This window comes from Ruegeria sp. CDSC054 (genome assembly GCF_059610645.1).
This window is the reverse complement of sequence record NZ_JBXWOA010000010.1, coordinates 28,615-49,739: the sequence shown is the minus strand read 5'-3', so window position 1 is coordinate 49,739 and position 21,125 is coordinate 28,615. Positions and strand designations below refer to the sequence as shown.

The window sequence follows — 21,125 nt, the reverse complement described above, 5'->3', positions numbered from 1 at the left end:
CCTTTACCTATCCTGACCCTTCTCTTGCGCCGCGCGGGCCCGGGGGCCGGTGAAATACTCTTGAACCCAAGGATGGTCGACTTTGGTCATTTCTTCAATCGGACCTTCAACCAGAACCCGTTTTTCTGCGAGCACTGCGACCCTATCGCAAATGGCATAAAGACTATCGAGGTCATGCGTGACCATAAAGACCGTCAAGCCTAATGCATGCTGCAATTCGCCGATCAACTCGTCATACGCAGCCGCGCCGATTGGGTCGAGGCCCGCGGTTGGCTCGTCCAGAAACACAATTTCCGGGTCCAACGCCAAGGCGCGGGCAAGGGCGGCGCGTTTGCGCATTCCGCCGGACAATTCGGAAGGCAATTTCCCGCAACTCAGTTGCGGCAAACCGACAAGGCTGATCTTCAGGTTACCAAGCGCGCACATCAGGTTTTCGCTCAGCCCTGTATGTTCGCGCAGTGGCGCCATCACGTTCTGCAAGACCGTCAGCGAGGAAAACAATGCCCCATCCTGAAAGGCAACGCCCCAGCGACGCTCAATCCGGCGGCGTTCCTGCTCTGGGCCATTCAATACGTCGACACCCAGCACCTCGATGCTGCCCGCCGCGGGTCTGTTCAAGCCCACAATCGTGCGCAGCAGAACCGATTTGCCAGTTCCCGATCCGCCGACGATCCCCAGAACTTCACCACGCCACACATCCAGATTCAGATTCTGATGTACAACTTGAGGCCCAAACTGGTTTGTAAGATTGCGAACGCGGATAACCGCTTCGCGTTGAGCGTCGGATTTAGAAGTTTGTTCCAGCGTCGTACCGTCCAACTCAGACCTCCATCACCGAAAAGAAGATCGAGAACAAAGCATCCAAAGCGATCACCAGAAAGATGGATTGCACAACCGAAGCCGTGGTTCGTTGCCCGACGGATTGGGCAGACCCCTTGACCTGCATGGCCTGCCAACAAGCAATTACGCCGATGACCAAAGCAAAGAAGGGGGCCTTGATCATGCCAATGGCGAATTGCCAAATACCGGTGTTCTCTTTCAGGCGTGTGACGAACATGCCCGGGCTAACACCCAGGTCAATCCAACTCATCAATCCGCCGCCGATAAGGGCGGCAAGGTCGGCGATGAAACCAAGGATCGGCAGCATGATCAACAGGGCAACAACACGCGGGATCACCAACACCTCGATTGGGTCCAAACCCAACGTGCGCATTGCGTCGATCTCTTCCTGAACCTTCATCGAGCCAATCGAGGCGGTAAAAGCCGATCCTGAACGCCCCGCAACGATGATTGCGGTCAGCAAAATGCCGAGCTCACGCAAAACTGAGATCGAAATCAATTCGACCACGAAAATCTCGGCGCCGAACTGCTTTAGCTGGGTTGCGCCCTGAAAGGCCAGTACGACGCCGATCAGGAACCCCATAAGGGCAACGATCGGGATGGCCTTGAGTCCGGTCTCTTCCATTTGCGAGACCAAGGCCGCTTTGCGCAGACGGCGCGGCATTAGAATTGTACGGACAAGGCGATGCAGCGTCAGACCCAGGAAGCCCAGCAGGGATAGCATGTCTTTTCCGGCCTGGGCGGTGCGTTCCCCGACACTTGCGACCCAGTCGGTAAAACTGCGTTTTTCAGTTGCCACACCGGGGTCGTCGGGAATGTTTTCCGCCACGGTGTCTAAAAGAGCGGAATGGGCGGGCTTTAACCCTTCATAATGTACGGTCGCGCCACTTGCCTTTGCGCGCCGTGCAACATCGGCAATCAGCCATGCGCCACCGGTATCCAGTGCTCCGACCTTCGAAAGATCGACTGTTAGTTCGTCTCTGTCAGCGCTAAACTCTTCAAACGCCTTTTCGACCGTGTCCAGGGATTGAGTCACCAAATCACCCGAAACCCGCAGGTAAACGCCGTTGGCGTCACGGTCCGACTGTATCACTGGCTGCGTCATGAGCGTATGTGATGGCAAAGGACATTGACCTGCAACGGATTTTTGCGAACTGTGTTGTATTTATTGGCGCTCAATAGCGTCTAAGTGACATCTCCAGACACGAAGGTCGTGGTTGTGGTTGGTTTTGCGCTCAACTGGGCCGATCGGCGCAAGATCATTTCAAATAAATCTGTTGCTTCTGTTGCATGGGCGCGCCGGGCGAAAATCCGATGGGTCGTGACTCAGGTGTTGCGGGGTTCTGCGAACCAAGACAGAGTTCGCTCTGGCGCCACTGACGTGGAATCAGGGAGAGCGAAATGCGGCACGCTAAGAATGTTTTGTTCATCATCATAGATCAGTTGCGCGCCGACTGTTTGAACGGCGCTTTAGCGGCCCATGTCGATCTGCCAAACCTGCGTGCATTCATGGACGAGGCGGTGACGTTTGACCGGCATTTTTCGGTGACCAACCCCTGTGGTCCATCGCGTGTGTCAATCCTGACCGGGCAATATGCGATGAACCACCGATCGGTTCGCAATGGAACCCCGTTGCGGCATGACACCCCGAACATCGCGACCGAAATGCGCAAAGCCGGCTATCTGCCCATGCTGTTTGGATACACGGATACATCCGCCGACCCTAGGGTACATGACCACAACGATCCGATCCTGAAATCCTATGAACACCCAATGGCTGGGTTTCATGAGGTCCTCGAAATGCGGTTGGAGGAATCCTATCCTTGGCGCGGACATCTGATGCAAAAGGGCTATGCGTTCGAGGATTACTGGGATGTTCACAAGCCGGTCGCGCCGGATGGGGGTGAACCCCGGTTGAATGACCCGGCTATGTACCGGGCTGAAGACAGCGATACAGCCTTTCTGACGGACGTGTTCTTGAACAGCATGGCGCCTTATGTTGGCCAAGACTGGTTTGCCCATCTGACCTATATTCGACCACACCCGCCATTGGTCGCCCCGGCACCCTACAACGATATGTATGACCTAGCGACCCTGCCTCGGCCCGCAGGGTTCTCTGATCCGATGGATGAACGGGCGATGCATCCGTTTATTGGCCCGACAATTGACAATACGTCCGCCGGTGACTTTGTTTTGGGCTTTGAAGGGGTAGAGCCGACGCTTGAAAACATCCAAACGCTGCGCGCGGTTTATCTGGGTCTCGCAACCGAGGTTGACCATCACATCGGGCGTGTCGTCCAATTCCTGAAGGATAGTGGCCAATACGACAACACGATGGTTGTCATTACTGCGGACCACGGAGAGATGCTGGGCGACCGACACAGCTGGGGCAAGATGGCGGTCTTTGACGCCGCCTATAAAACGCCATTGATGATTAGGGACCCCAACAATCAATCGCATGCCGGGTCGGTGATCTCGGTACCGACGGAATCCATCGACATTACGCCGACTATTTTGGATTGGATCGGCCAGCCGATCCCAAATTCCATGGACGGTCGATCGTTGCTGCCGCTGATGCAAGGGCAAATCCCTGACGATTGGCGCAGCTATTCCTTCAGCGAGTTGGATTTTGCCGAACCAGAGCAACCTACGATCTGGCAGCAGGTTTTGGGTACGGGTAATAGCGATTCATGTCTGGGCATCCTGAGGGATGAGCGTTTCACTCTGGTCGAGTTCGCCGCAGACCTTCCGCCCATGCTGTTTGATCACCAGGATGGTGGAGAATTGCGGAACAAGGCGAATGATCCCGAATATTTGTCGGTCTTGATGCGCCTATCCAGACAAATGTTGCGCCATCGGATGAAAAATATGGATCATACACTGTCTCTGGATTCCATTACGGCGGATGGTCCCAAGACCAAATCCAGGTATTGATCGCAAAATATGTGCGACCCGTTTTTCCAACCTGTCGCGCTCTTGCCCTCTACACCTGTAACAGATCCAGTGTTACGCATGTGTCGCGGGGAGGATGGATTTGGAAATAACCGAGCAACAGATAAAGTCCATGACGACGGCTGGTCTGAATCTGATCGGCCAGGCCCTGTCAATTTATGACAGCCAGCTTCGGCTGGTGGTCAGCAATCGACCGTTTCAGACGATGTTTGATCTGCCGGACCATCTCGTACAGCCCGGCGCTTTGTTCAGTGACACGATCCGCCACCTCGCATCCAGTGGCGAATACGGCGATGTCGATGATGTCGAAGCGGCTGTCGATCTGCGCGTCAATCAGGCGCTGACATTCGAACCTCATTACATCGAACGCGTTCGGGCCAATGGTCAGGTTATTTCGGTTGAAGGTGCCCCCTTGCCCAAAGGCGGATGGGTGGCGGTCTATACAGACATCACCAATACGAAACAGGCTGAGGCGCTGTTGCGCGCCCGTTCCGAGGAGCTTTCTGGTCAGTTGTTCGACAGGGCTGAAGAGCTGTCAGCAGCGAACAGAAAACTGGCGGCCACAAACTCGGCTTTGGAAGAAGCCAAACGCCAATTGACCGAGATCGAAGCGCGCACCCGTATGACGACCGAGATGATGCCGGCCCATATTGCACATCTGGACGCCAAAGGCTGCTACGATTACTCCAACCGGCGGCTAAACTCGGTCATGCCAGGTCGCCCGTCCGAGATTTTGGGTATGCATATTTCTAAGGCTTTGGGCTCTGCCGCTTTTACACGGGTCCAGGCGCATCTGCAAAAGGCCTATGCCGGGGAAACCTCTGTTTTCGAGTTTACCGAAGATCAGGATTCCAGGCGCATTCGCGTATCCTTCACACCTGATGGCGAAGGTGGTGTTTACATCATGTCCGTCGACATCACTGAGGAAACGCAAGCGCGCGTCGCGCTGCAACAAACCCGTCGCCGCGCGATGGCCGCACAAATGACCAGCGGGTTGGCGCATGATTTCTCGAACCTTTTGACCATTATTCTGGGCATGCAGTCCAGGCTGGAAAAGATGGATTTGCCGGAAGATGCTCGTGAGCTGATTGACGCTACCAAGCAGACAGCGCGCAGGGGTGGGCAACTGTTGAATCGCATCGCCGATATGACGGGTAACCGGACACCTCAACCCAAAGCGACGGACATGCGCGGATTGCTTGAGGATTTGCGCATTCTGGCCTCTCCATCCCTGCCGCGCGGGGTCGGCTTGTCGGTGGTTAATACGTTGCCGGACAAAGCTCTGATGCTGGATCCCGGGATGGTTCAGGACGCCTTGCTGAACCTGGTTTTGAACGCGCGGGATGCTTGTGGAGAATCCGGCCAGATCACAATCAGCGCCCATACCATTGGTGAAATATGGACCGAAATCGCAGTGTCAGACACTGGCCCCGGGTTTTCGAAAGATGCATTGGAAAAGGCGTTGAACCCGTTTTTCACAACCAAAGGCGACAAAGGGTCGGGTCTTGGTCTGCCGATGGTCTACGACACCGTCAAGCTGGCCGGCGGCGACCTGAGTTTGCGCAATACTCCGTCAGGTGCATCGGTCATTTTGCGACTGCCGTACCGAGTAGCCCTGCCAGTACAGGAAGGGTTGGTTCTGTTGGTCGAAGACAGCAACGATCTGCGCAGTCAATTCCGCGATATGTTGGTCGACATCGGGTTTGCAGTGATTGAGGCGACGTCTTGTGACGAAGCCATCGCCCTGGCAAAAGATGTCAAAGACATTGCTTTGGTGCTGTCCGATATTCGCCTTGAAGGGCAGGAGACGGGTTTGGATCTTTTGGCAAAACTGGAGCCCGCCTTGCCCCGTATCCTTATGACATCCTTGCCTTATTCCGATCCGTTGTATCGCGAGGCGCTGAAACGTGCGCCGGTGCTGCGGAAACCCTTTACCCGGGCCCAACTGTCCGCCCTGATCCGTGACGAGGCTGCCTGATGACCCAACCGCTGGTGACCATCGTCGATGATGAGCCCGAGATCCGGCGCATTCTGACCGACGCGCTTGAAGAAGCAGGCTTTCGCACCCAGAGTTTTGCGCGCGCGCGGGAATTCGAAGCGTCGCTCAAACGGGTTACGCCGGACGTATGTCTGGTTGATTTGTCCCTGCCGGATACGGATGGGTTGGCACTGGTCCATCGGCTGGCATTGGAGCAGGGGGCTTCGGTCATCATCATTTCTGGTCGTGCGCAGGTACAGGATCGCGTCACCGGTCTGGAACTGGGGGCGGATGACTATATTACCAAGCCGTTCGACCCGGCCGAAGTTGTGGCACGCATTCGGGCGCGGTTGCGATCCCCCAAGGCGCAGACCGCACAATCTGACGTGGCACGTTTCAACGGCTGGACGGCCTACTTTGATCGCTACATCCTAGAAGACGGATCCGGTGCCGAAACTCCGTTCAGCCATGCAGAGGGCGAAGTTCTGAAGCTGTTTCTGGAAAGTCCCAAGCGATTGATCAGCCGCACTCAGATGCAAGATGCTCTGGGTGGTGCTGCCGGCGACAGTTTTGATCGTGCGATGGATGTCAGAATTTCCAGGTTGCGGACCAAACTGGGCGAAGACCCCAAAAACCCTCGCCTGATCAAAACTATCTATGGTGCCGGATATATTTTTTTGGGCGATGTTGAATGGTAAGCACTGGTCAAAACGACGACTTGCCGCACAAAAAGACAGGGCGCTGTTCCGGTCGTGTCGCGGTTTTTTGACTGAGGTAGAGGTAAACGCATGCCTTGGTGCTTGTTGATGTTAATCAATCGCGAGCAGGTTTCTGAGTGATTTCCTTGAAAGGCTGCCACTTACCCACGGGATTGGATGAAACCTATCTGCGAGTTCGCGGTAGGTGGGTGCAAATTTATTGAGGCGTCAACATAGCATGAAAAAGTCAGTTCACACCCGGACTCCCTCTGTTTCTGCGGCTTGCTCAATTGGCAAGGAGCAGCGCCACTTGAGCGGTTCAAATTGAAAGTTAGTGCACGGTTGGCCTTGACCTCTCCCGGTTTCCGGTCAGGTATTCATGCGGCCTTTCGGGTTTCGGTTAGTTGGCCACGATTACGTTCAGCGTCAAGTTTCCGAGCGAAGAATATGACCTGTTTTCATAATAGTCGTGCCTCCAATTGTTGATCTGGGTTTGCGCGCCATCCATCGGCAATAGCCATGTCGCGTCCTCGTCTGACTAGGCGGGCAAAACGCCTGCCTATTCCTCACGTCCCGCTACGATCAATCCCCTGGACCGCAGAAGTTCGGTCAATGGTCCGTCTTCCAGACCAACATCCAGAATCTCGTAGTTTTCCAGTGCCGTAGCATCGGCATTACCCATCCGGCCGAGAGTCAGGTCCGGAGTGTGGGTTTCAAGCTGTATATCACCTTAGGCCAGCGCAACGCTCCAGCCAGATCGATCACGCGCCAAAGCCGGTAATTGCGTTCGGAGGGATTCATAACAACTTCATTATTCAAGACATCGCAAGGGCGCGCTGGTTACGCGTAGTATCATCTCTTCTACTTCACGCAGGCTCGAATTGAAGCAAAAAAGAGAGCCACACCGTGTGAGTGTTGTCCAAACGAGGCAATCGATAGCGCAAGTAGCAGACTAACGAAAAATTCATCGAAGTCATCAATGCACAATTGCCAACATGTGCAACTAAACGACGGTCAGCGTGACGGCACCGACCGAGTTGCCCTGCTGATTTCTTAGAGTGAATCTCCGTCGTGAATTGTGTCAGAAAGGGGTTTTTGCGTGCAAAACACTTCCGATAAATTTTTAGTAATGATTTGAGACTCAATGTTGCATTTTGGCAATGAGCGCGGAGTAACTCCAACAGAGCGAATTTAATTCGAATTATCGCCTTAATCTTGTGTTTATTTTATTCCGATATGTGATGGGGAAATTCGAATTGTAGGTTGCCGTTCTGCGCGAACGCGGTTTGCCCCCATGTGTTGTGACTAAGTCGTATGTGGGGTGCAAGGGTGTCCAAGAAGTCAAGTTTGCTGCTTGCTGTTTCTTTTTATACTTTAATTTCAACACCTTTATTCGCAGCGCCCACGGCAGACTCGAAAGTAGGCGACACGGTGGCCAACCCGGTGACAGGTATGGATACCACTGTCAGCGCACTGATTGTCGACCCGGCCTCGACGCCCACAGCCGGAACAACAGCATTTGTAGAGACAGCAGATGGATACGTTTTCCTAGTCAAAGATGCCGGGGACACAATCTACAATTCCGACAATCCTCCGCTAGCATTCGAAATTGTATCCATTTCAGGAACAACGGCTCAAATTAGCAATTCCGGAGCATCCGGTACGGCCGGTTTGTCCACTCAATTGACGCTGTCGCAGTACAATAGCAATTTCAACAGCTCTGGGACTCCAGGTGCGGTGACACCACCTGAAGATGTGTCGGGACCGAACGGCGTGAACCAAGTTGTCTATGGTCAGGATGGGAGCAATGGCCGTGACGGCGCGTTGGTTGTACCGCCTAGCTCAGGCGGCAATGGCGCAACTGGTCCGACGCAAACAAAGACCCTTAGCAGTGATGTCAACGCCACCAGCAACATAGGGTGGCAGGTCGGCAGCGTCGGCGGCGATGGTGGCAATGGTGGTGACTCCTACCTGAGCTTCTGGGACGGACGCGATGGCGGCGATGGCGGCAAGGGCGGCACCGTCAACGCAACACAGTCCAGCAGCAGCACAATCCAAACCTCGGGCAGTGGCAATTACGGCATTTTCGCATTCAGTCGAAGTGGCGAGGCTGGGAATGGCGGCAGCGGGTTCGCCGCCCCCGGCGGTGGTACTGGCGGGCATTCAGCGGATGGCGGCAATGTGACCGTCACGCAGAGAGGTGAGATTTCGACGTCCGGAGATTCCGCCGATGGTATCTATGCCCTGAGCGTTTCGAACAATGGTGGCAACGGCGGCGCGCAGTGGGGCCTGGTAGGATCTTCAGGTGACGGCGGCTATGGCGGAAGCGGCGGAGCTGTGACAGTCAATACCACATCAACCGGCAGCATTCTGACAACCGGCGACTATGCGAACGGGATTTATGCACAGTCGATTGGGGGTTCGGGTGGGTCCGCAGGGACCAGCGGCAACCTATTGGTGTCCTTGATCGGCGGTGCCGACAACGGCGGTAACGGCGGGACGGTCACGGTTTCCCATGCTGGCGCCATTGAGACACAGGGAGACTTTTCGCGCGGGATTGTGGCGCAGTCCATTGGCGGCGGCGGTGGGTCTGGCGGAACAGGTGGTGGCCTGGTTTCGCTGTCTCTGGGCGGGGTCGGATCGAATGGTGGCAGCGGCAGCGCCGTTAGCGTGACGGTTCAGGGCAGCGGCAGCATTCTGACCTCAGGCAAAGGTGCCGATGGGGTCATGGCGCAATCTATTGGCGGCAGTGGTGGCACGGGTGCGAACTCATACGGGTTGGTCGCAATCGGTGGCACCGGGTCAAGAGGAGGCACAGGAGCTGCAGTAAGCGTCAGTAACTACGGACAAATCCAGACCGGGGGCGACGGCGCGCGCGGAATCATCGCTCAGTCGATTGGCGGCGGTGGCGGCGACGGTGGCTCGTCCGCAGGAATGGTATCCGTTGGCGGAAACGGCAGCGGCGGTGGCGCTGGATCAACTGTGACCATCGTCAATGACGGGATCATTACCACGACCGGAGATGATGCGATGGGCATTCTGGCCCAGTCCATCGGCGGCGGTGGCGGCAATGGCGGTTCTTCTGGAGCGGTCGGCGCATTTGTGGGCGTCGCCATCGGCGGCGATGGCGGGTCCGGAGGCAAAGGCGGCGACGTGAACGTCACATTGTCGAACACCGACAGCAGCCAGCCTTCTGCAATTCAAACCTCGGGCGCTCGCTCCACTGGTGTGTTCGCACAATCCGTCGGCGGCGGTGGCGGTAATGGCGGCGGCGCTGTTTCAGTAGCGGTCGGTGCCTTTGGCGCTGCTTCGGTCTCGGTCGGCGGCTCCGCCGGCAGTGGTGGCGACGGCGGCGATGTGTCAATCAGCGGCAGCGGGTCTGCATCTGTGCAAACCGGCGGCGACGATGCAATTGGCGTCATGCTGCAATCCGTTGGCGGCGGAGGCGGCAATGGTGGATTTGCGGTGTCTGTTGCGGTGTCTGGCGGTCCGGTTTCGGGCTCTTTGGCGGTTGGCGTCGGCGGCGATGGTAGCACGGGTGGCAAAGGCGGCACGGTCACGGTCGGCCAGTTTGACGGCAGTGGCTCTCCGACGGCTGCGGGGTTTGAAGGCACCGTTGTCACAACCGGGAACCGCTCGACCGGTATGCTTTTTCAATCCGTTGGCGGCGGTGGTGGTAATGGCGGATTGGCTGTGGCAGCAACCGGTGGTGCCTCGGCGCTGTTTTCCGGCAATGTCTCGGTTGGTATCGGCGGTGAGGCTGGCAGTGGCGGCGACGGCGGCGATGTGCAGGTCTATACCAAGGCTGACATCACAACGACGGGAACCAGTTCGAGTGCTTTGATCGCACAGTCCGTTGGCGGCGGCGGCGGCAATGGCGGTGGCAGCATTGCAGCCGGTGTCAGCGCAAGCGGCGTGGCGGCAATTGGGATCAACGTGGGTGTTGGCGGAGATGGCGGCGGTGCCGGGATCGGCGGCGACGTCACCCTGATTGCAGGCGGGACAAACATCGAAACCAGCGGAGCGTTTTCCAGCGGTGTTGTCGCACAGTCCGTGGGTGGCGGCGGCGGCAATGGCGGCTACAGCGTCGGCGCGAGCGCCGATATTGGCGGGGCGGCTGCTGGGTCTGTCAGTGTGGGCCTTGGCGGCAAAGCCGGCGGTGGCGGTGACGGCGGCGCAGTGACCGCACAGGTTGACGCAAACGTCACAACGCGGGGCGATGACTCTGGTGCTGTTGTAGTTCAGTCCATCGGCGGCGGTGGCGGCAATGGCGGCTTCAGTGTCGCCGCGGGTCTGGCCGCAGGCGGAGCCGGTGCAGGAACCGTTGGTGTCGGGCTTGGCGGCGAAGGCGGCAGCGGCGGTATCGGCGGCAGCGTGACCGGTGTTCTTGTCAATGGTGATGTCCGCACCGAGGGACTGCGCTCGACCGGTGTTGTGATCCAGTCCATCGGCGGTGGCGGTGGTAACGGCGGTTTCAACGTGACGGCCGGTGTGGCCGCTGGTGGCGCAGGCGCTGGTTCGATTGGTGTCGGACTTGGCGGCGGCGGTGCAACAGGCGGCAATGGCGGCATTGTTGAAGGACAGGTCGTGGGCAACGTGACCACGCTTTCCGACAATTCCAGCGGTGTCGTATTCCAATCTATCGGCGGCGGTGGCGGCAATGGCGGTTTCAACGTAACCGCCGGGGTAGCCGGTGCAGGCGCTGGTGGCGGCGCGGTTACGGTTGGCTTGGGCGGCGACGCGTCCGGCGGTGGGATCGGTCGATCAGTGACTGGTCGGGTTACCGGAACTGTCAGCACGACTGGTGCGGATTCAACAGCGGTTCTGGCGCAATCCGTCGGCGGCGGCGGCGGTAATGGAGGCTTTAATGTCAGCGCCTCACTCGCGGGCGCGGGTGTGGGCAGCGGTGCCGTTTCAGTTGGGCTGGGCGGCAGCGGCGGCACAGGTGCAACTGGTGGCACGGTAAATCTGACAACCACGGATGCAATCGTAACGGCTGGGGACAGGTCGTCCGGCGTAGTCGCTCAGTCCATTGGCGGCGGCGGCGGCAATGGCGGCTTCAACGTCTCGGGCACAGGCGCAGGCGCCGGTGTCGGGTCCGGTGCAGTTAGCGTGGGGCTTGGCGGCGACGGAGCTGGAGGCGGCGATGGCGGCGCGGTCACTCTGACCTCCGGCGGGACAATCCTGACTCAGGGCGACTCGGCGACGGCGTTTCTGGCCCAATCCATCGGTGGCGGCGGCGGCAATGGCGGGTTCAACGTCAGTGCTTCGGTCCAGGGATCTGGCGTTGGCGGGGGCGGAGTTTCGGTTGGCCTTGGCGGCGATGGTGCTGGCGGGGGAGATGGCAACACCGTCATCGCAACTTCGAACAATTCGGTCGAAACCCGTGGTGATCAGTCCTCGGGCGTAGTGGCGCAATCCATCGGCGGCGGCGGCGGCAATGGCGGGTTCAATGTTTCTCCGGTTCTGTCAGGTGCAGGAACTGGTAGCGGAGCCGTCAGCGTCGGGCTCGGCGGGTCAGGCGACACTGGCGGCAATGGCGGCAACGTGACACTGACGTCGAACGGTACCATTCTGACTGACGGCTTTGCCTCTGGCGGTTTTGTGGCGCAGTCCCTTGGCGGTGGCGGCGGTAACGGCGGCTTTAACGTCTCGCCAACCCTGTCAGGTGCAGGCGTCGGAGCGGGTTCAGTTTCGGTTGGGCTAGGAGGTTCAGGCGGCGGCGGCGGCGACGGCAGCCTGGTAACCGCGAGCACAACGGCTAACGTAGTGACCAAGGGAGATGCTTCGGTTGGTATTCTGGCACAGTCCGTTGGTGGCGGCGGCGGCAATGGTGGCTTTAACATTTCACCTGCCTTGGCAGGTGCGGGCACCGGGGCAGGCGCGATCAGTGTCGGACTGGGCGGGTCTGGCGGTAGCGGCGGCACCGGCGGTGTCGTTGGTCTGACCGTTGCGAACAGTGTGCAAACGGAAGGCGCACAATCCGGCGCGGTTGTTGCCCAATCCATCGGCGGCGGCGGCGGTAACGGCGGCTTCAATGTCTCGGCTTCAGTTGGCGGCGCGGGCACAGGTTCTGGCGCAGCAGCCGTTGGGCTTGGTGGTCGGGGAACCGGCGGCGGCGATGCCTCAGCGGTAACCGCAAACGTGACCGGGAACCTTGTGACGTTGGGCGAAGCCTCGACCGGTTTGCTGGCGCAGTCCGTCGGCGGCGGAGGTGGTAATGGCGGAATGAACATCTCAGTCGCGGTTGCCGCGGCAGGTACGGGATCGGGCGGCGCATCCGTTGGTCTGGGCGGCGCATCTGGAACGGGCGGCGACGGAGGAACGGCTGAGGCCTCTTTGAACGGCAACGTTTCGACGCAAGGGGACGAGTCCGGCGGTTTCATAGTTCAAAGCCTTGGCGGCGGCGGCGGCAACGGCGGCATGAACGTCTCTGCCACAGTCACGGTTGCGGGAACCGGCAGCGGTGGTGCGTCTGTCGGGCTTGGCGGCAGCGGGGGTAATGGCGGTGATGCCAGTACGGCCGACGGAACGGTTGTGGGTGATGTCACAACGGCCGGCGACAATTCGGGCGGTGTTTTGGTCCAGTCCGCCGCGGGCGGCGGTGGTAACGGAGGGCTGAATGTCTCTGCGGCCGTGAATATTTCGGGCACCGGCGGCGGTGCTATTGGCGTTGGCATCGGTGGATCCGGCGGTGACGGCGGTAATGCAAGTGCGGCCACTGGTTCGGTTACCGGCGACGTTACCACCAGCGGTGAAAACGCAACCGGCGTTCTGGTTCAGTCTGTTGGCGGAGGCGGTGGCAATGGCGGCGTCAACATCTCGGGTGCGCTCAGCATTGCGCGCACGGGGTCCGGTGCTGCAGGAATCGGAGTGGGCGGCTTTGGCGGTAGCGGCGGTACCAGTGGGGCCGTCGACAATACGTTCTCGGGCAATGTCAGCACTTCGGGCACACGCTCGGCTGGTATTATTGCCCAAAGCCTCGGCGGCGGCGGCGGCAACGGTGCCACGAATATTTCCGGCGCGATTTCGGTGGCCAGCAACTATTCAGGTGGTCTCGGGATTGGTGTTGGTGGCTTTGGAGGTGACGGTGGTAATGCAAACAATGTCACGCAACAAGTCACCGGCAGTGTTGTAACAACAGGAGACGACTCGGTCGGGATTCTGACACAAAGCCTTGGTGGCGGCGGCGGCAATGGTGGCACCAACATTTCGGCCGCGTTGTCCCTGTCTCGGTCGGCCAATGCAGCCGTGGGTATCGGCGTAGGCGGCTTTGGTGGCGGCGGCGCAAATGCTGGTGCCCTGGTTCAGTCGACTGTTACGGGCGGTGTTGGCACCGTCGGCGATCGCAGTACAGGTATTCTGACACAGAGCGTCGGTGGCGGTGGCGGCAATGGCGGCACGAATATCTCGGCCTCGTTGGGCATTAGTCAGGAAAATGGCGGCTCGGTCAGTCTGGGCGTGGGTGGCTTCGGGGGCGGGGCCGGTAACGCGGGTGACGTGATCAGCACCCTGCGGTCCAGCACAGATAGCAGCGGCACAACCTCGGTGGTCACAATAGGGGCGGACAGCATCGGTGTCATGGCGCAATCCGTTGGCGGCGGCGGCGGCAATGGCGGCCTGAACGTCTCGGGTGCCGTCAACCTGACAGGTAAATCCGGTGCGGCGGTTGCTTTGGGGCTTGGTGGCTTTGGCGGCGGCGGCGGTGATGCCGGGGCAGTAACTCTGGATGTGGAGAGCGATGTTGTCACGGCGGGTGACGGGTCGCATGGCGTGTTCGCCCAGAGCCTCGGTGGTGGCGGCGGCACAGGAGGCGTGAATATCTCGGGCTCTCTGGCGCTGACAAAGCCCTCGGGGTCGGACACAATCTTTTCGGTCGCGGCTGGTGTTGGCGGCTTTGGCGGATCGGGTGGCGATGCCAGCAATGTTGATCTGGACTACACCGGCAATGTTCAGGCCGTTCCGATGGTCAGGCAACCCGACGGCACATTTGCCGTCGACCAAAGCAAAGGCGCCAGCGGTATTATCGCGCAATCGCTGGGCGGTGGCGGTGGCAATGGCGGCACCAATGTCTCCGGCGGTATCGCGATCAGCGGCAAGCCAGGTGCGGGCCAAACGGACAGCAGTAAGTCCTATGCGGTGGTCGTGGGCGTCGGTGGGTTCGGCGGCGGCGGCGGTGATGCCGGGAATGTCGATGTGAATATCGGCGCAGGCAGCACGATCAGGGCGCACGGAACCGGCCAATCCGGTCTGTTGGCCCAATCCCTTGGCGGCGGTGGCGGCAATGGCGGCCTGAATGTGTCGGGTGGTATCGTATCCGACAGCTCGTTGATTGTTGGTGTTGGGGGTTTCGCCGGTGACGGCGGCAAGGCAGGAGACGTCACGCTCACGTCGCAGGCTGACATCACAGTCACAACCAACCCGGACGATATCTCTATTCCCGATACGACAACATTTGAAGACAAGCTGCGCGATTTCCTCGGCGACACGATTGTCGACGACACCGAAGAGCTGGCCTCGTCCTTCGGGCTCGAACGTTTGTTCATCGATATGGGTGTCTTCAACGAAGAAAAACCGGATACGGATGGCTCAGCTGGTTTGATGGCACAGTCCATTGGCGGCGGGGGTGGTAACGGCGGTCTGAACGTTTCGGGCGGTATTGCGCTGAGCAAAGATGGCAAGATCCCTTCGGTTACCTTTGGCGTCGGCGGCTTTGGCGGCGACGGCAATGTTTCGGGTGATGTGACCGTGGGTCATACCGGCACCGTTTCGGTGGCAGGTAACTGGAAGCACGGTGTTTTGGCGCAGTCCATCGCCGGCGGTGGTGGTAACGGCGCGTTGAACGTGACCGGGCAGCTGAACTATGGCGACTCTAACAACTCCGACGGTAAAACCGATCTGAGCATTGTGGGCGGTCTGGGTGGCCACGGTGGTACCGGCGCTGATGCTGGTGGTGTTTCAGTTACGCAATCTGGAAATATTTCGACAAATGGCTATCACGCGCGCGGTATCTTTGCCCAAAGCATAGGCGGCGGCGGCGGCACCGGTGGGATTAATGCGACCTTCGTCGGCACGAAAGACAGCTCGCCAATTGCTATGGGTATCGGCGGCTTTGGCGGTGGCGGCGGCGATGCAGGCGATGTCACGGTTGCGCGTGGATCCGCGGCTGCGGCTGCGGGTACCATCACGACTGACGGTGCCGGTTCGCACGGGATCGAAGCCTCAAGCATTGGCGGCGGCGGCGGTGATGCCGGTATCAACGCGGTTGTGGGCATCAGTAAAACCACCGGAAGCAAGAGCAATGGCGGAACCGGCGATTCAACTGACCGGAAAACGCCCACCAACACGGGCGTCGATGACTCGGTAATTGCCAACTACAACGCCGTTCTCGATGAGTTGGAGGGCAAGGTGAACCCTGCCGACTCCTCCGGCAATAAAACCGGCGTGTCGGCTGTTATCGCCATAGGCGGTGATGCTGGAACGGCCGGGGACGGCGGCACCGTGGATATCGATCACTATGGTGACATCGTTACGCTGCAGGACGGCAGCCACGGGGTCTTTGGTCAATCCATTGGTGGAGGCGGCGGCAACGCGGCTTTGAACCTTGGTATGACGTACGAACTGGCCTCAGACGCGACCAACAAGGGCTTTGGCTTAGCAATCGGTGGCGGTACGGGTGAGGGTGGTATCGGCGGTTCGGTTGATGTTCGCAATACCGGGGACATCACGACCAGCGGCGCAGACTCTCATGGTCTGTTCGCTCAATCTGTTGGAGGCGGCGGCGGCAATGCGGGCTACAACTCTGCCTCGACATCCGTAGATGGCGGCAACGTGAACATTCAAATCGGTCGGACCGGTGGCACCGGAGGAAGCGGCGGCGATGTCTATGCAAGCTCGAATGGCATCGTTCGCACCGCCGGTAACCGCTCATATGGCTTCTTCGCTCAGTCCATCGGCAACGGCGGCGGCAATTCGTCCTCGACATCAGTCAGCATAGGTACGCCCAAGACCGGCGACAGCAAGGGCAACAAAGCCAGCTTGTCAGTCGGGCTTGAAGGAGGCACTGGTGGCGAAGCGGGCGATGTGACGGCGGTTGCCGCAGGAACAGTCGTCACAGAGGGGACGGATGCTCACGCCGTGTTTGCCCAGTCCGTCGGTGGTGGCGGTGGCAATGGTGGCAAGGCCAGCAATTCAGCCGGTAAGGGTACGTCTGTTGCGCTTTCCATTGGCGGCACGGGCGGCACAGGTGGCGTAGGCGGCAAAGTCGACGTGTCCAACACTGCACGAATTGCGACCTTCGGCGATCGTTCAGTTGGTTTGATGGCGCAATCCATCGGTGGTGCGGGTGGCACCGGCGGCATGGTTCAGGCGGGTCAATCGAACCTCGACACCATCAAAGCCGTGGTCAATCCGTCGACGGTCGGCACGACTATTTCGGTTAACATCGGTGGCACAGGCGGCGACGGCATGACTTCGGATACCGTGACTGTCGTCAGCGATGGGATCATCACGACCGAGGGCACGATGGCTCATGGCATCTTCGCTCAGTCCGTTGGCGGCGGTGGCGGTATGGGTGGTCTGGTTGAAAATCGGATCATCAGCCTGCGCAAGGACATCGGGAACACAGCGACTCTGTCCATTGGTGGAAATGGCGGAACCGGGGCAATGTCTGCAGCGGTTTCCATCACAAATCGGGACCTAATCCAGACGACGGGTGACAAGTCCATTGGTATCTACGCGCAGTCCGTCGGCGGCGGGGGTGGCGATGCGCAACAGGTGCGCAACATCATTCTGGGCCGGTCCTCGGACGGGGCAACGACAAATGCAATTCTGATTGGTGGCACGGGTGGCACTGGCGGGTCTGGCAGCACGGTAACTGTCGTCAATGAAGCTGATGCCACTATCCGCACCACCGGTAAGGAGAGCCATGGCATCCTTGCGCAGTCCATCGGTGGCGGCGGCGGCAATGGTGGCTCTACGATCTCGGTCGACGGGCGCTATGGCGGGGCAGAGGCCAGCACGCGGCGAGCACTACAATTCGGTCTTGGCGGATCGGGTGGTACTGGGGGCACGGGCGGCAACGTCTTGGTGACCAATGCAGGGACGATCGTGACAACTGGTGAAGGTGCGCATGGTATTTTCGCCCAATCCATCGGTGGTGGTGGTGGCAATGGTGGCAGTTCGATCACTGGGACGCTGCGACTGAAGACGGGCGACAGCAGTTCTCCGACCGCGCAGTTGAATATTGGCGGTTCAGGTGGCAGCGGCAACATCGCCGGCAACGTGGTCGTAACAAACAGCGGTGACATCCGGGTTGATGGTGCGGGTGCATACGGCATCATGGCGCAATCCGTTGGCGGCGGTGGCGGCAATGGCGGGCTGGCTGTTGCGATGGATGTAAATGACCTCAAAAACACCATGGCAGGCAAGTCCTACTCGAAGATCGCCATTGGCGGTTCGGGCGGGGATGGCGCAGATGGTGGAGACGTCACGGTCAACCATACAGGCGCGATTGTCGTGAATGCAGAAAACGGGTTTGGCATCTTTGCGCAATCTGTTGGTGGCGGCGGCGGAAACGCCGGATATTCAGTGTCATCCCCGCTGGTCTCTGCGTTGGATTACACGGTGTCGCAACTGCTTGGTGCGCGCGAGGGTGCCACTGGGTCGGTTGGAACCGTTACCGTCAATTCGACCGGGGACATTCTTGTGAATGGGACAAGTAGCGAGGCTATTTTCGCTCAGTCCGTAAATGGCGGTGGTGGTAATTCCGAAACATCAGTCGATTTCACCACCGAAACTGCCAGTGCTGGAGGAACCGGCACTTCCTATATCAGCGACATCTCTTTGGGTGGCGATGAAGTTTCAGACATGGCTGGCAGTCAGGTTGCGCAATCACATACCGGCAATATCGCGACGACAAGCGATCGCTCGACCGGCTTGATGCTGCAGAGCGTTGGCGGTGGTGGTGGTATATCAGCGAACAACGTCAATGTTCAGGACGGTGACGGTATCGACATCACCGCACGTCTGGGTGCGATTAACACGGATGACGCCAGTGGCGGCGACGTGACCGGCAGCCGGACCGGAGATGTGGGCACAGACGGCGCATTTTCCTCGGCGGGTGCAGCGCAGTCTATCGGAGGCGGCGGTGGTAAGCTTGTGCTGAACAGCGCTGGCACCGCGAATACAAACAAAGCTGCTTCGGTGATCCTGGGTTCCGACCCAAGTTTCCGCAATGACGGCGGTGATATCGACCTCTCTCTGGACGGAGACATTACCACTACGGGTGATCGGTCATTTGGTCAGAGTGTTCAAAGCATTGGTGCGGGTGGCGGTGAGGTCGTTGTTGCTGGACTAGGACGTTTGGATGTAACTTTGGGTGCACAAGACGATTCAACCGGTGACGGCGGAACTGTTGGTCTTACCAATATCGGGGGCATCACCACCAGCGGCTCTGGGTCGCATGGTTTCGTAATCCAAAGCATAGGCGGCGGCGGCGGTCTGGTCTCTACAGATTTGGATGCAAGCCAAATCACAGTGAATCTCTCGCCTGCTAATGGTGGTGACGGTGGCGACATTACGTTCACCCAAAACGGTAATATCGTCACCACCGGTGAAAACGCGATTGGTGTTGTGGCGCAGTCACTGGGCGGTGGTGGTGGCATGGTGGATTCGGCTTTCCGTGGATCTGCGGGTGGTGCTGGGGCCGGTGGCACCATCGACATGGCGCTGAATGGCAATATCCTGTCCGTGGGCGAAGGCGGCATCGGCGTTCTGGCCCAATCCGAAGGGCGTGACGGAGCGGGTGCAATCACGCTTGGCTTCGATGGCGTCGTCATGGGCGGGACCGGGCAAGCAGACGCAATTGCATCAATCGTTGTGGACGGCGGCGCGAACAACGCGCTGACTTTGTCCAAGGACACAGTGCTTCTCGCCGGGAATAACCAGTTGGTGAACGGCGGAAACGGCAATGAACAGATTTCGTTGGCGGGTAAGGCACTGGGCAATCTGGACCTTGGCGCGGGTACCAACGGTCTGACCGTCGAGGAACAGGGCGCCTTTTATGCGCTGGACACGATCAATCTGGGCGCTTCTGGGTTGATGCAAGTGAATGGCGACTTTGTTTTGGGAGCGAACTGGGGTCTGAATACGGACATGACGCCGACTGTTAAGTCGGGTGACTTTGTCTTTACCGGTAACGTCAGCCAGACCACGAACCTGACGGGAAGCCTAGCCTTTGGTGCGACGGCATCCTCGACCTTCGACGTATATTACCTCACCACGGGTGCATCGGGTGGCAATAGCGATCTGGTTAATGTCAGCGGCAATGCCACTATAGGCGGCACACTGACACCACAGCTCAATACGCTTCAACGGGCGTTACCTCTAGTCATCGTCAACCCGAGTGGGACAGCTGCGGATGCGGGTACGACGATTCAGGACACAGTAGTGTTGGATTACTCGATTGGCTTGAACGGCTCGACATCGGACGGCAGTTCGATTGATCTGGTGATAACTCCGGACTATTCGACCGCGAACATGAACGCGAACGAGGCGGCCGTTGGTGACTACATCAACCAGGTGCTGAACGGGCAGGGTTCTGCTGCGCAAGGTGAGTTGTTCGCCCTGATCGGGAACATGACCTCCGAAGCTGACGTCATCGCGGCAATCGGTGCATTCACTGTGGCTGACTACGCAGCGGATGCAGTTGATGCCTACTACGGTACACGGGTATTCGCAGACGCACTGCACAATTGCGAGCGGTTTACCGATTACCAAGCCGGAGACGATCCACGCAATTGTGTCTGGTTCTCCGGAGGAAGGTCTTTCTACGACCGCGAGCAGACTGGTATCTACGATGAGTTGGACATCAACAATACCAACCTGTCTGCCGGTGTCCGTTTGCCGGTTGGGGATGAGCTCTATGCCGGTTTCGCGTTGGGTCACGACCAAATAAGCCTTCGGAACGGATCGCAGTACAATGCGACCGGTGACCGGTTCAATCTGGGTGCTTCGCTGACCAAATACACCGGCCCGTGGGAGTTCGCGGCCATGCTGTCAGCCGGTTGGTCAGACTATGACTCCGACCGGTCCGGTGGGATCAGTGGTGTGCTGCCCAACGGAAACGTGGTTAACACCGTTGGCGTCAGTTCGATCAAGCACAAGATGAACCAGCAGAACCTGCGGTTGAGTTTTGCCTATGATCACAGATTTGCCGGTGGCAGTTCCTATCTGCGACCCGAGATCGCTGTTGACGCCACCCGTCTGGCGACAGAAAGCAACGGTGATGCAACTCTTTCGGGGATTGTCCTGCAGGATGATAGCGAGATGATCTACTCCCTGACCCCATCGCTTGAGATCGGGACGGAACAGATTCTCAGCGCCTCTCAAAAGCTACGCGTAAGCTTCCGTGCCGGCGCCATCATCTCGTCGAACGACACGGTATCAGTAAGCGCCGGTTTTGCAGGCGCAAGCGCAGCTGATGGTGGGTTTACGAATACCAGCTTTATCGGAGACGCCCATGGGCTGGTTTCGGCGCGATTGGGGCTGTATGCGTTGGATGACAGCAGCTTTATCAATCTGAGCCTGGACCATATGTTCGGGGACTCAACCAAGGCTCTCCAGGTTGGTCTGGGCCTTGGGCTACAATTTTGAGC

7 protein-coding genes are annotated in these 21,125 nt (G+C 58.8%); 4 read left to right on the top strand and 3 right to left on the bottom strand.

Annotated elements, in window-relative coordinates; translation table 11 throughout:
* Nucleotides 1-3: 3 nt before the first annotated feature.
* Both AC2FGC_RS17470 and AC2FGC_RS17465 read right to left on the bottom strand, forming a co-directional pair.
* Nucleotides 4-819 (bottom strand): ABC transporter ATP-binding protein, encoded by an 816-nt coding sequence (locus AC2FGC_RS17470; RefSeq protein ID WP_472725066.1) that lies wholly within the window; start codon nucleotides 817-819, stop codon nucleotides 4-6.
* Nucleotide 820: 1 nt separating this feature from the next.
* The gene (locus AC2FGC_RS17465) at nucleotides 821-1,945 is read right to left on the bottom strand and encodes an ABC transporter permease (protein ID WP_496725046.1); all 1,125 of its coding nucleotides are present in this window, start codon (nucleotides 1,943-1,945) and stop codon (nucleotides 821-823) included.
* 296 nt (nucleotides 1,946-2,241) lie between these two features.
* Between AC2FGC_RS17465 and AC2FGC_RS17460 the strand changes: the two genes are divergently transcribed.
* The 3 genes from AC2FGC_RS17460 (at nucleotide 2,242) to AC2FGC_RS17450 (ending at nucleotide 6,468) form a co-directional block, all read left to right on the top strand.
* Nucleotides 2,242-3,774, top strand: coding sequence for a sulfatase-like hydrolase/transferase (locus AC2FGC_RS17460; protein WP_496769285.1), 1,533 nt, complete (start codon nucleotides 2,242-2,244; stop codon nucleotides 3,772-3,774).
* 130 nt (nucleotides 3,775-3,904) lie between these two features.
* A complete protein-coding gene (locus tag AC2FGC_RS17455) occupies nucleotides 3,905-5,770 on the top strand; it encodes a PAS-domain containing protein (RefSeq protein WP_496783013.1) in 1,866 nt (621 codons plus the stop codon).
* On the top strand, nucleotides 5,770-6,468 hold the full coding sequence (locus AC2FGC_RS17450) for a response regulator transcription factor (protein WP_496725040.1): 699 nt from the start codon (nucleotides 5,770-5,772) through the stop codon (nucleotides 6,466-6,468). Before AC2FGC_RS17455 ends, AC2FGC_RS17450 begins: the two co-directional genes overlap by 1 nt.
* A gap of 559 nt (nucleotides 6,469-7,027) precedes the next feature.
* Here AC2FGC_RS17450 and AC2FGC_RS17445 read toward each other — a convergent pair.
* Nucleotides 7,028-7,150 (bottom strand): hypothetical protein, encoded by a 123-nt coding sequence (locus AC2FGC_RS17445; protein WP_496725038.1) that lies wholly within the window; start codon nucleotides 7,148-7,150, stop codon nucleotides 7,028-7,030.
* 770 nt (nucleotides 7,151-7,920) lie between these two features.
* Here AC2FGC_RS17445 and AC2FGC_RS17440 point away from each other — a divergent pair.
* Complete coding sequence (locus AC2FGC_RS17440) at nucleotides 7,921-21,123, top strand: hypothetical protein (RefSeq protein ID WP_496783011.1); 13,203 nt, start codon at nucleotides 7,921-7,923, stop codon at nucleotides 21,121-21,123.
* Nucleotides 21,124-21,125: the final 2 nt, after the last annotated feature.